Below are 12,797 nucleotides of genomic sequence, written 5' to 3' on the forward strand. Positions count from 1 at the left end.
TAAATAAAAACTATACAACTTGAAAACTGCTCCTGCGACAATTTGTTGCTGGTACGACCCCTACGGAAGAAGTGGGTTTAAAGTCGAAAGCCATTAAATAAACCAGAATGAATGCTGCACGATTGACGGAACGGGGAGTATCAGCTACTCCTTAAAGAAAACCCGCTTCACGCGCTCGCTCACTCCGGTTAAGATCTCGTAAGGAATCGTGCCAACACGTTGCGCCAAATCAGTGATGGGAATTTCCTTACCGAAAACAATGACCTCATCGCTTTCTTCAGCGTTGGCTTCGGTCAGATCGATCATGGTCATATCCATACAAACGTTTCCGATAGTAGGGCAAAGCGTGCCATTGACGCTCACCTGGCCTACGCCATTGCCCAGACCCCGATCATACCCGTCGGCATAGCCCAAGGCAATCGTGCCGATGGTTGCGTCGCGGGAGAGCTGGCCGCGGCGCCCGTAGCCAACGGTTTGGCCGGCTTTCAGGTACTTGATTTGTGAGATGGTAGTTTTCAACGTACCTACCGTTTGCAGGAATCGCTGGTCCTGCCCGGTGGCTTCAAGGCCATACAGCCCGATGCCCAGCCGAACCATATCCAATTTGTACTCAGGAAAGCGGACGATACCGGCAGAATTGAGGATATGCTTGATGAATGAATAACCCAGCGCAGTCTCCAGATGGGTAGCTCCAACGATGAACCGTTCAAATTGCTGCTTCGAAAAAGCGTTCAGTTCTCCCTCGTCAGCACCAACAAGGTGGCTGAATACACTTTGAATCCTGAGAGTCGGGTTGCTGGACAATCTTTCCGCCAGCCAGTCGTAGTCATTTTCCTCGAATCCCAGCCGGTGCATTCCCGTGTCTAGTTTGATGTGTACACCGGGAAAAACGGTTTCTTCTTTTTGATTATTGGCAAAACTGAGCCACTCGTCCAGGATGCGACGACTGTAAAGTTCAGGTTCAAGACCGTATTCGAGCAGATTTTCGAAAGTGCTCCGATCGGGATTCATCACCATTATGGGAAGTGTGATGCCGCTCTGGCGCAAGGCCACGCCTTCATCAGCGTAGGCTACAGCCAGATAGTCCACACGGTGAAATTGTAATAAATTGGCCACTTCCGCGCTGCCGCTGCCATAAGCAAAGGCTTTGACCATTACCATGATTTTGGTGCCTGAGCCCACTTTATTGCGGTAGTAATTGAGGTTATGTGTCAGGGCGTCCAGATTAATTTCCAGTACGGTTCCGTGCACTTTCTGTTGGAGCCGGTTAACTATTTTTTCAAAATGAAAGGGCCGGGCCCCTTTGACCAAAACTACGCTGTCGGTTATCTTATCGAGGGGAAAGGTTTGTAAAAAAGCCTCGGTACTTTGGAAAAAGTATTTCTCCGACATCTTAAAATGTCCGGCTTGCCGAGTAATTTCTGGGCCGATTCCAACCAGAAGATCAATTTTCTTTTCAATAATCAATTGATTGATCGTGCCGTACAACTCTTCGGCAGGTCGGCCGCTTTGCAGCACATCGGAAAGAATTACCGCGCGTCGGCTTCGATTCTCCTGCTGGCCCAGAAAATTGAGCGCCATCACCAACCCCTGGAAATCATTATTGTAGGTATCGTCGATGACGTAAGAATGATGAATTCCCTCTTTTAGTTGGAGTCGCATCGAAACGGGCCGTAATGCTCGGATACGATCCTGAATCACGTCAGGTTTGAGACCAAAATCCAGCAGGAATACCAGGCAGTGCGTCAGGTTTTCAAGCGCTGCTTCATTCCGGAAATGGGTATCAAACTGATGCGTACCCAAGGTACCTGTCAAAGACACCCGGGTGAAGCTTTCCAGAGACTCGTATCGGACAAGTACTTCGGCGGAATCGGCAGTGCCCCAGGAAATGGTTTGCAGCGCTGGATTAACGCGCTGCAGAATAAGGCGAACCTCCTCATCCACCTCCTGATAATCATGGCGATAGATCAGCTTTCTGGCGTGGGTGAAAAGGCGGAGCTTTTCGGTAATTTTTTGCTTGCGACTGCGGAAACCTTCATCGTGGGCCGAGCCAATATTGGTGAAAATGCCTACCGTGGGCCGGATGATCGGTTCCAGTTGCTCCATTTCGTGAGGTCGGGACAGGCCCGCTTCAAACAGGCCAATGGAGTGCGTATCGTTCAGGTTCCAAACCGACAGAGGAACCCCAATTTGCGAATTATAGCTTTTGGGACTAGCCACCACGCGCTCAGAGGGCGCGAGCAGTTGCGCTAGCCATTCTTTGACGATCGTCTTGCCGTTGCTGCCTGTAATTCCCACAATCGGGATGGTGAACTGGGCCCGGTGCCTGGCGACGATATTTTGCAATGCTTTCAGACTGTCGGGCACTACCCAGACTGTGGCATCCTTCCATGCTTCCATCTCTGATTTTAAGACGGGTGTCAAGGAAGATTTTTCCACAACGAATTCCCGGACACCCCGCTCATGTACCTCTTTTAAAAAATGGTGACCGTCGTGGCGCTCGCCGGTCAAGGCAAAGAACATGCTGCGGGCTGCAAAGCTGAGTTGGCGACTGTCGGTAAGCAGGTAATGAGCCTGGGTGGTGATTTCAGAAGGTTGGGCGTCGATTAGACTCATGGAAAAGTATTAGAAAAACTAGGAAGGAAAGGAATTGTCAGAGCCACTTTTTCCAGCGAAAGTAACCAAGCATGCCCAAAGTAACCATGCCCATGACTCCCCAGGTAATAAAGTAGCCGTTCCGGGTGTGGAGCTCAGGGATATTGTCAAAATTCATTCCGTAAACCCCGACAATAAAGGTAATGGGCATAAAAATAGCCGAGAAAATAGTCAACGTTTTCATGACCTGGTTCATGCGGTTGCTGATGGTCGAAAGATGCACATCGACCAGGCTCGCCAGTAGTTCCCGGTAGGCGTCGAGGCTTTCGATGATCTGCATCACATGGTCATTCACATCGCGCATGTAGGGGTGGACGCGCTTGGACACCAGCGGGTCGTCGGGCCGAACGAGCTGCGCTACCATGTCGCGAAGCGGCCAGATGAGCCGCCGTGCGAACGTCAGCTCGCGTTTGATTGAATAGAGTTCAGAGAGCGATTGCGATTGGTAGCCGGAAATGACCTGATCTTCCAGTTGATCCAGCTGATCGCCGAAGTTCTCAAGTACAAGAAAATAATTGTCCACAATGACATCAACCAACGCGTAAAGCAGGTAGTCTGGTCCGCTGCGGCGGGTTTTGCCTACCGATGCCTTCAGTCGGTCGATCACGGGGGTCAGTACGTCGCCAGACTGCTCTTCCTGGAAAGAAATCAGGTAGTTTTTTCCCAAAACAAAGGAAATGTGTTCTGCCCACAGTTCAGTAGGGGAGTTTTCATCAAAGTGCAGCATTTTGAGCGTGACGAACAAGTGGCCATTTTCGTAGGTTTCGACCTTGGGCTTCTGGTCGGTGTTCATCACATCTTCCAGCATCAGGGGGTGTAGCTGGTACATCTTCCCGATTTGTCCGATCACGTCGGGTTCATGGATGCCGGTGACGTTGAGCCAGGTAACGAATGGCTGGTCGGTGGATTCTGCTCGGGGTAAACAAACGTCAAGGTTCGAATCGATGGCTTCGTGGTAGAATGAAGCATTATACTCGATCCGTTTGATCTGAGTCTTGATGTCGACCGATTTGCCGACGTAGGTAAGCGTGCCGGGGGAAGTAAGAAGATTTTTGCGTTGTTTCCGGTGCGTTCTGATTCGGGTAGCCATTTTACTTCAATTTGTCAGGTCAGGAAATTTCCCGACCTGACAAAGGTACCAAACCTACTCGCTATCCTCAATATGGTAAACCAACAGGGGAATGTGCGTGTGCAGAATCATTTTCTTGGTAAGACTGGGATTGGTGATGAAGGCTTCTATAAACCCTCGCTTGCGGGTGGACATCACCAGCAGGTCAGCATCGATTTCGTCACAATAATCCTCAATGCCCTGCAATACCGCTCCGGATTCCCTCACCACAAAAGCCTGACGGGGAACGCCAAACTCACCCATGATCTGGTCCATATATTGATCGTCCGGTTGTACATCAGGCTGAGCGGGTGAGCTTATTTTCAGGAATGTCACCCTTCCGGCCATTCGTTCGAAAACGGGCAGGGCCTGCCGCAAAACGTCGTTTTCATCGTACTCCAATTGTGTTGCGTATACGATTTCCTTGAATTTGGCTGGTGATGCCTGAGGCGGCACGATCAATACAGGGCACTTGGCATCGAGTCCGATGTCCGTGGCCGAACTACCGATCAGACTGTCGAGGAACCCTCCTTCGCCGCTACGTCCCATAATTACCAGGTCGGGCTGATACTCAGCTATGGCTTCTGTAACGGCGGGTTCAATACCCCCGACTGACCATAACCCCTCGACGCGGAACCCCTCGCTCTCCAGAGCGGCTACCTGATCGTTGAGGCGTTTTTTGAAACTTTTTTCTAATTCGGGTGAAAGTGGCACCATGCCCACGGCTCCCGGAACAGTCATGTCGGGCATGTCAGGCGCATAAGGCTGGTAGGCGTGCAGCAGCAGCAATTCGGTGTCAGTACGGTCGGCAAGCAACTTCGCAGCCGCGATCGGACGGGCAGAATGTTCCGAAAGGTCAATGGGAATGAGGATTTTTTTCATGAGGTCAGAAGGTTGATTTTTTGCCCAATTTAGCAAATTTGTGCCGTAGGGGCTGTTACTAAATTGTTAATCAGAATAATCAAACAAAAAATCATTGAGCGCTGATCCGCCAGATTGTCCCACTGTCGTCATCGGCCACCAGCATTGAGCCATCGTCCAGCACGGTTACCCCGACGGGACGGCCATATACTTTGCTATCCTCAGAATTGGCAATGAAGCCTGTCAGGAAATCCTCCATCTTGCCGCTTGGCTTACCGTCTTTGAAAGGAACAAAAACTACCTTATATCCCGAAAGCTGTGAGCGGTTCCAGGAACCGTGCTGCCCAATGAAAGCCCCGCCCTGGTACTTGGAAGGAAACTTGTCTTTGTCATAAAAAGCCAGCCCCAGCGAAGCCGTGTGCGACCCGAGCGGTACATCCGGTACGATGGCCTGCTTAACTAACTCGGGAGCTTCATCCTTCCTGCGTGGATCGACGTTTTGGCCGTAGTAGGAATAAGGCCATCCGTAGAACCCTCCTTTCTTGACACTCGTCAGGTAATCGGGTACCAGGTCATCACCAAGTTCGTCGCGTTCATTTACTGCCGTCCATAGCGTACTGGTGCCCGGAACCCAATCCATACCAACAGGATTGCGCAGGCCGCTTGCGTAAATTTCTTCTCCTGAGCCGTCGGGATTGATGACCAGGATGTTTGCGCGACGTTTCTCTTCGTCCATGCCGTGCTCGGCTACATTGCTGGCAGAGCCGACGGAAATGTAAATCTTGCTACCATCAGGGCTCGCCAACAAGTTGCGGGTCCAGTGGTTATTGTAGCCCCCCGCGGGCAGATCGAGAATTTTCTCGCCTTTGGCAGTCATTTTTGTTTGACTGGCCTGGTAGGGAAAGCGCATCAGCCCTCCGGTGTTAGCGACATAGAAGTAGTTGCCGAGGACCAGCATTCCAAATGGTTGGTCGAGGTCTTCCAGGAATGCGGTTTTAGCTGCGGGATTACCACCCCGGAAAAGCGTGATACGGTTGGCCGATTTTTTAGTATTGGATTCGGCCACAAAAACATCGCCATTAGGAGCCTGGTAAATCCAGCGAGGGTGTTCCAGGTCAGCAGCGAATTTCTCCACTTTGAAACCAGCGGGAGCCTGAGGCATTTGCCCATCCTCCCAGCCAATGGCTTTTCCTTCGTTTCGTACCGATTCGGTAGCATAGGGTGGGGGAAGCGTAAGGGAGGCAACCTGAGTCTGCACGGAGTCAGGGTCTTGATTGGCAGCCTCTTGCTTTTCCTGAGATTGGCAACTGCTGAGTAGGGAAGATACCGCCAAAATTCCGACAGCAAGGGTGTTGAGTTGGTAGTTCATAGTTCTTTTCGGGCCTTTAAATGGGTAAGTCGGTTGATTTTTCAATCCGATTGAGGCGAAAAGAATAATGCCAAACCCTCTTTCCCTAGTTTTGTACCAGGACATTCCCACCCTGCACGGCCAACTGCCCGTTCTGCCGTATCTCGACGGCCCGCACCTGCACGGATTGGCTCAGGGTGACGACGTGACCGACTACGACCTGGTCGCAACTCAACGGCACGTGGCCGCAACTCCAGGTAGAAGCATTGTTCCACTCGCCACTAGCCGTTGATTCGCAAACCATGCCGGTAGTTTGGCTCACATTGACTGCCGCCGAGGTAGTTTTGCAATCGGGTAGGAGGGTCGGATCAAAAGAGAGGATTGTACCCGATTCCCCTACGGCATAAGCTTCGTTACGGGAGGTAAAATTTATGTCTCTGAGTGTGTATCGTGTATCAGTTACTATCCTGATCCAAGTAGTACCTCCGTTTGAGGTCTTTAGCAAAGTGCCGTTACCTCCGACTACGTAGCCTTCCTGCGCCGAATGGAAATAAACCCCGCGCAAATCGGCCAAAGTACCAGAGGTTTGTTCCGTCCAGGTACTTCCTCCATCGTTTGTTTTCAGGATCAGGCCACCGTCACCAATGACCCAGCCTGTTTGGGCATTGACAAAGAAGACCCGATAGAGTGGCGTACTAGCTTTAGCCAACTGGACGCTCCACGAGTTGCCACCATCGGTAGTTTTGATGAGCTTGCCGTTGTAAGTGGTGATAAATCCGGTGTTGTTGTCGATGAATTGGAGATCGAGCATTCCCGAACTGTATGGTGCACCTTGATCTTTGAATGGAATTTCCACATTGCTGCGCGACTTTCCTTTGAAACTTATCAGACTAAGTCCGGCTTGTGGGACGGCTGCCAGTACAAAACCCGTACTATCATTCTGGAAGTGAGCTTTTTCAATAGAATAAAAATAATACCAGGGAGGGTTTTGCTGACCAGAATTGTCAAAAATGGGTGCCCAGGTGTTGCCGCCATCGTGGGTGGTGCTTAACGTTTGGTAGGCGACCCGCCAACCAAACTTATCGTCTTTGAATTTTATCTGATTGAATACGGTACCAGTCACATAATAATCGGTACTGTAGGTAATTACGGTTTCTGTCTTCTCCCAGTCTTGATTTGGAATTTTAGTGAGCAAAGCACTCCTTGGATTACTCACATACTGCTGGGGAAAGTTGATTGTACCTCCGCCTACGAATACTCGGTTCGAATTGCCGCCTACGGTTTTGAGCGGGAGGTAGGTTCGGTTCTGGGGATTTTTGGCTGAAATAGTTCCGGTACTTGAAATGTCGAACAACAATCCTCCTTTTCCAACTGCCAATGCTTGTGAGTTAGTGAAGTCTATGGCATAGAAGTCAGCTTGAAGGATGCTGTTGTAGATGTCTGTCCAGGTTTGTCCACCATTTTGGGTACGGTAAATGACGCTGCCGCCCCAGGTGTTTGAACCACCCCTTTTGCTGGAAAACTGTGCGACAACATACCCGTTCTGGGCGTCACGAAAATTAATATCGGTGGGAGACAAGTATGAACTCAGCGGAGTGGAGGCGTAAGGGAACGAAAGATTATGCTCTGTCCAGGTTGTGCCACCATCGGTCGTTCTCATAAGTGTATTGGTGCTATTGTTACAATATCCGTCAGGGTAGTACATGGCCCAAGCGGTACTCTTGTCGAAGGCATGAATCATGTTGAAACGCTTGGAGTAGCAATCGGATATTCTTTTCCTGAGCGTCCAGTTGATCCCACCATCGCTGGTCGAGTGAATATCCTTTGCTGATGCGATCCAGCCGAAGTCAGCATCCACGAAGGCTATATCTATAATCTTGTCGGCGTTAGGTAAGCCAACCTGAACCCAGTCAGTGCCTCCGTTAGTAGTTTTGTACAGAAAGCTGTCTGAAACGAAGCCGGGTTGGGAAGCAAGTACATAGCCAGTATTCTCATTCAGGAACTGTACTTTCCTGACCGCACCGATGCTCGGAAAACTTAACGGAAACCAAGACGTGCCGCCGTTTTCCGTTTTCAGTATCAACCCACTCGCCCCGCCAATGTAGCCAACTTGTGCATTCACAAAACTAACGGTGGTGAGTTTTTCCTGCCGCCCCGTCGCCAGCGTATCGAAAGTACCGCCCCCATCGGTAGTTTTCAGCACCAGTCCGTACTCGCCCACGATCCAACCCGTATTTCCAACAAACTGCACATCGTTCATCGTCGTCTTGAAACCTCCGATATCACTCTTCCACATATCCTGCCGCTTGGTAGTTTCAAGCTGATAGGTACCCGGCTGAGTGACGACGAGACTGTCGAGCGTGGCCTGGGGGAGGGGCTGTCCGTCGCGCTGCCATTGCAACTGCACCCCCGGCGAAATGGAAGCCGCTTTAAGCGTGAGCGGTTGGCCGTCGCAGAACAGGGTGTTGCTAGCCGGGAGAATCGTGGTAGCAGCAGGGGCGCAACTACCCGCATCATCGGAAGCGAACACGGTGCCAATCTCCGTTGCCCCCAATCCGCGGTTGAAAATCCTGACGTCGTCCAGCGCCCCATTCAGTGGGTACCAGTAGGTGATTCCCAGGACGGGAGACGATTTCGGTCCCATCACGCCCAGGTACAAGTCCTGTTGATTGGCTTGCGCGAAAGACAGGGTACCTTTCGAAGTATGCACCAGCTGGGCGTCGATAAAAAGTTTTACTTCGTTGGTGGTCAGCACGTAGGCGTAGTGATGCCAGGTAGGGCCGGGAAATTCCTTCGTTATGACCGTGTTGACCTGGCCGGCGTTGGCTTCAAACGAGACTTTTTGCTGCCCGTCGGCCGGGTAGGTCATCCCCAAAATGCCCGGTGGCGACACGCCGTAACCATCGCCCCCCTTGGCAAAAAATACGTGGCGCCCATTGGCATCGCAAGTACCTGTTCCGGGGTCCATACCGCTGCTCAAATCGACCTTGGCCCAGAACGCCACCGTCATGGCGTCGTTAACTTGTAGGCTGGGGGAGTTGGGAATGCGCAGAAACTGCGGATTGCCGCAGCCGCCGAAGTTGATGGCGCTGTTTGCCTGTCCGTTGCGGTCGGCGGTAAAGGCCGGGTTGCCCGTAGCGATGGCGTGGTTGGCGTTGGTAGTTTGATCGAAAAATACACCGTTGAAGGAATAGTGTGCTACCAGCCCTGGTTGAGCGTGTGCAGGAAACCCAAGGAGCAAAGAGCATAAAATAATTTGGACTATGCCCCAAAAGGTAAAGAAAGACAAACGAAAAAAATGGAGCGGAAAAAGTAAATTCATCGGATCAGGTGCAAAAAGGTGGATTGCTAAAATGGATGGCTGTAATCCAGAATTTATATTGCTGGATTGCCACCCTATATCCGCCTACACATGAAAAGGTAAGCAGCCCGATACTTCACAATCTTCTTTACTCTCCTCGAACAAACCCTACATTCCGCCTCAATCCTTCCAGCTTCGTCCGCTTCACGGGTGAGCGGCGGAAGACTTCTTTGAAAACTTCCTCCGTAATCTCTTTCCAATCTGAATTGGTAAAAGCCTTCAGTTCCGGCGAGAGATCGAATTCCGGCGTAGTATGAGGGCGGGAGAAGCGGTTCCACGGACAGACATCCTGACAGATATCGCAGCCGAATATCCAGTTCTCAAATTTACCCTTTACTTCGTCAGGGATGGCTTCTTTGAGTTCAATGGTGAAGTAGCTGATGCACTTGCTGCCGTCCACCACGTAGGGTTCGGTGATGGCGTCGGTGGGGCAGGCGTCCACACAGCGGGTGCAGGTGCCACAGTAGTCTGCTATCGGGCCATCGGGAGCCAGATCAAGGTCGAGGATGAGTTCGCCGATGAAGAAAAAACTACCCATATCGCGGTTGAGTAGGTTGGAGTGCTTGCCTACCCAGCCCAGGCCGCTGCGGGCCGCCCACACTTTGTCCATAACCGGGGCAGAGTCCACAAAAGCGCGGCCTGCCACTTCGCCGATTTCGGTTTGGATGAAGGCAAGAAGATCTTTGAGTTTGTCTTTCAGTACGAAATGGTAGTCGGTGCCGTAGGCGTACTTGGAAAGTTTGAAGTCGTCAGATCCTTCGGGCAGGCGTTCTCCGGGGTAGTAGTTAAGAAGTACCGACACGATGGATTTGGCTCCGTCCATTAGCTTGCGCGGGTCGAGGCGTTTATCAAAATGGTTGGCCATATAGCCCATTTTACCGTGGCAATTCCGGTTGAGCCAATCTTCCAGACGAGGCGCCTCCTCTTCCAGAAATTCTGCCCGAGACACGCCGCAAAAGTCAAATCCGAGTTCCTGGGCCTTTACTTTAATCAGGTTTGTGCGCTCTTGTTGAAGTAGGTCGTTGGTGGTCATTTTAGGTAGTGAAGGTTTCAGTATGATGAGCGTGAAAAAGATACTTTCTTAGGTTGATGCATGTAACCGGTACTTTTGTTCTTTTCTACTCAACTGCCCCGCCTTTCAATTGCGAATATCTGGTATGGTGGCTACTTTGCATGAAAACGCACACACATATAATTATGCAATCTTACGAGAGACTGCGGTTTTTCCTGGATGGGATGCTTTACATGATGGCCCTGTTTTCATTGCTGAGCTACTTTCAGCAAAGAAAAGCCATTTACTGGCAATATGCAGTGTACATCGTTTGCATCACGCTCACCTTTTACCTCGACGACGCCGACACCAGCTCTGAATACATTCCGGGCACCAATTATTGGATTACCAGTTTGGAATCGTTGGCTTTTGTAATGTACATCAGCTTTGCGGTGCAACTCATCCGCATACAGGAAAACGATCCTCTAAGTTACCGCATTCTTCGCGTAATGACTTTGCTCCTGGCGGGAGAAACCATTTTCGAAGGGTTGCTTTTCCTCTTTGGGACTAACGACGAAATCAAAAGTTTGAGTTACGCCGTGTTCCGCTTTTCTGTGGCGGGAGCAGCACTTGTGGTCGTGCCACGCATCATGCGGCTGCGGCAGCCCGTCGTCTCCTACTTCATCACGGGTTCATTGCTGTTTGTGGCAGGTTGCCTGGTGGCGTTAGTCGTCAACTACTTCCCGTCCGTTTTCAACCGTAATCCCGACAACCCGTTTACCTTTTCAGTTACCTTCATGCAATTGGGCGTAGTGGGAGAGGTACTTTGCTTTACATTGGGGATGTCGCTTCGGAATCGGCAGAACGAGCTGGAAAAAATTCGGGTGCAGGAGCAATTGATTGCCCAGCTTAGGGAAAACGATCTTAAAAATCAGAAACTTTTGAGAATTCGTGACGATATAGCCCGCGACCTGCACGATGAGCTGGGGGCCGACCTTGCCAGTATCAGTATGGTGAGTCACGCGACGGCCCATCAGATGACCACGGATCCGGCTCAGGCTTTGCAATCGCTTAAGCAAATTGGTGAAACGGCCCGGAAGGTCATTCAGGTCATGCGCGAGATTGTCTGGAGTCTGCACTCGGCCCACGATTCTGCTCAGCAGTTCACGGACAGACTTCGGGAGACGGGCCTCAGCCTATACGAGCACCACCCGGCAAAGCTCCATTTTGAATTCAATACCGACGGGCAACCCGTGCCCTCGCACATGCGGCGCGACTTGTATTTAGTATATAAGGAGCTTGTGCACAATGCTCTGCGACATTCCGGGGCCAACAATGTGTATGTTCAATTTCAGTTTTCGAATGCCACCGTCTTTTTATGCGTAAAGGATGATGGTAAAGGGTTTGACCCGGCGCTGCCACACACAGGCAACGGGTTGATCAACCTGAAAAAACGCGCCGAATCGCTTAACGGGCAGCTCTGCATTGGCAAGAATGGCAACACTGGCACCAGCACAACCCTAACCTGTCAGCTGCAAGCCTATTCATAGTCAGTAATACTACTCCGCGTCATGCTAGTGTAATGTTTCTGAATTCGAAGTGAATTCAAAATGTCAATCTGTCAGCCGCAGGTCCCTGGCAGGTTTATTTTACTTTACAGAACTGAATTCTAAAAAATACTGACAAATCATATATAATTTATTGGTTATTAGATTTTTGTGAATAAATCAAGGGGTAGTTTTCAACCATGACTTTGATTTACCCGCGAAACCACACAGTGAACTATGGCAGAGAACAACGAAAATCTGGAAGATATGTCGCAGGAGCCAATGGGCTTTTCTGACAAAGTGGAAAGAGAAATAAACAACGGAATCGAGGCCGACAAGCTGGCTTCTGAAGAAGAGATAGCCGAGAATCAGGCAATAGATGAAGAATCTTTTGAGATGACGGCTGAGGAAAAGTTGAAAATCGAATTGGCCGAGATGAAGGACAAGTACCTTCGCTTGTACGCGGATTTCGAAAACTTCCGCCGCCGTACCGCCAAAGAACGACTGGAACTGATCAGTACTGCCAATGCCGACACGATGAAGAATATTCTCCCTGTTGTGGACGACTTCGAGCGGGCGATCAAATCATTCGATGAAACTACCGAGGTAAAACCCTTGAAGGAAGGCGTGGATTTGATTTACCAAAAATTATATAAAACGCTGGAATCGAAAGGGCTGAAGCCAATGAAAACCGTTGGATTGCCATTCGACGCCGAATTGCACGAATCTATCGCTCAGTATCCTGCTCCCAATCCTGAGTTGAAGGGCATGGTCGTAGATGAAGTCGAGAAAGGGTACTTTCTGAACGACAAAGTCATTCGCTACGCGAAGGTCGTGGTGGGAGCGTAATGAATAGGCAAAGGATAGCGGACAATTTTCCCGCTCTTCATATCTTATATTTTCAAGGTGCAATCGATTTATACCAG

8 protein-coding genes are annotated in these 12,797 nt (G+C 50.5%); 2 read left to right on the forward strand and 6 right to left on the reverse strand.

What is annotated here, in order from left to right:
• Positions 1 to 144: 144 nt before the first annotated feature.
• From IE117_RS17270 to queG, 6 genes are all read right to left on the reverse strand, one after another.
• Complete coding sequence (locus IE117_RS17270; RefSeq protein WP_189565726.1) at positions 145 to 2,616, reverse strand: bifunctional UDP-N-acetylmuramoyl-tripeptide:D-alanyl-D-alanine ligase/alanine racemase; 2,472 nt, start codon at positions 2,614 to 2,616, stop codon at positions 145 to 147.
• A gap of 37 nt (positions 2,617 to 2,653) precedes the next feature.
• Positions 2,654 to 3,745, reverse strand: coding sequence for a magnesium/cobalt transporter CorA (corA, locus tag IE117_RS17275; RefSeq protein ID WP_189565727.1), 1,092 nt, complete (start codon positions 3,743 to 3,745; stop codon positions 2,654 to 2,656).
• A gap of 54 nt (positions 3,746 to 3,799) precedes the next feature.
• A complete protein-coding gene (locus IE117_RS17280; RefSeq protein WP_189565728.1) occupies positions 3,800 to 4,645 on the reverse strand; it encodes a universal stress protein in 846 nt (281 codons plus the stop codon).
• Between the two features lie 91 nt (positions 4,646 to 4,736).
• Positions 4,737 to 5,993: a PQQ-dependent sugar dehydrogenase gene (locus IE117_RS17285; RefSeq protein WP_189565729.1), complete on the reverse strand. Its 1,257-nt coding sequence runs from the start codon at positions 5,991 to 5,993 to the stop codon at positions 4,737 to 4,739.
• 85 nt (positions 5,994 to 6,078) lie between these two features.
• Complete coding sequence (locus IE117_RS17290; protein ID WP_189565730.1) at positions 6,079 to 9,213, reverse strand: YCF48-related protein; 3,135 nt, start codon at positions 9,211 to 9,213, stop codon at positions 6,079 to 6,081.
• A 208-nt stretch (positions 9,214 to 9,421) separates the two neighbouring features.
• Complete coding sequence (gene queG / locus IE117_RS17295) at positions 9,422 to 10,366, reverse strand: tRNA epoxyqueuosine(34) reductase QueG (RefSeq protein ID WP_189565731.1); 945 nt, start codon at positions 10,364 to 10,366, stop codon at positions 9,422 to 9,424.
• Positions 10,367 to 10,530: 164 nt separating this feature from the next.
• On the opposite strand from queG, the gene IE117_RS17300 reads away from it, so the two are divergent.
• Both IE117_RS17300 and IE117_RS17305 read left to right on the forward strand, forming a co-directional pair.
• Complete coding sequence (locus IE117_RS17300; RefSeq protein ID WP_189565732.1) at positions 10,531 to 11,874, forward strand: sensor histidine kinase; 1,344 nt, start codon at positions 10,531 to 10,533, stop codon at positions 11,872 to 11,874.
• Between the two features lie 234 nt (positions 11,875 to 12,108).
• Positions 12,109 to 12,720: a nucleotide exchange factor GrpE gene (locus tag IE117_RS17305; RefSeq protein ID WP_189565733.1), complete on the forward strand. Its 612-nt coding sequence runs from the start codon at positions 12,109 to 12,111 to the stop codon at positions 12,718 to 12,720.
• The last annotated feature ends 77 nt before the right edge of the window (positions 12,721 to 12,797 follow it).

This window comes from Persicitalea jodogahamensis, from assembly GCF_014651615.1.
Lineage (GTDB): Bacteria > Bacteroidota > Bacteroidia > Cytophagales > Spirosomataceae > Persicitalea > Persicitalea jodogahamensis.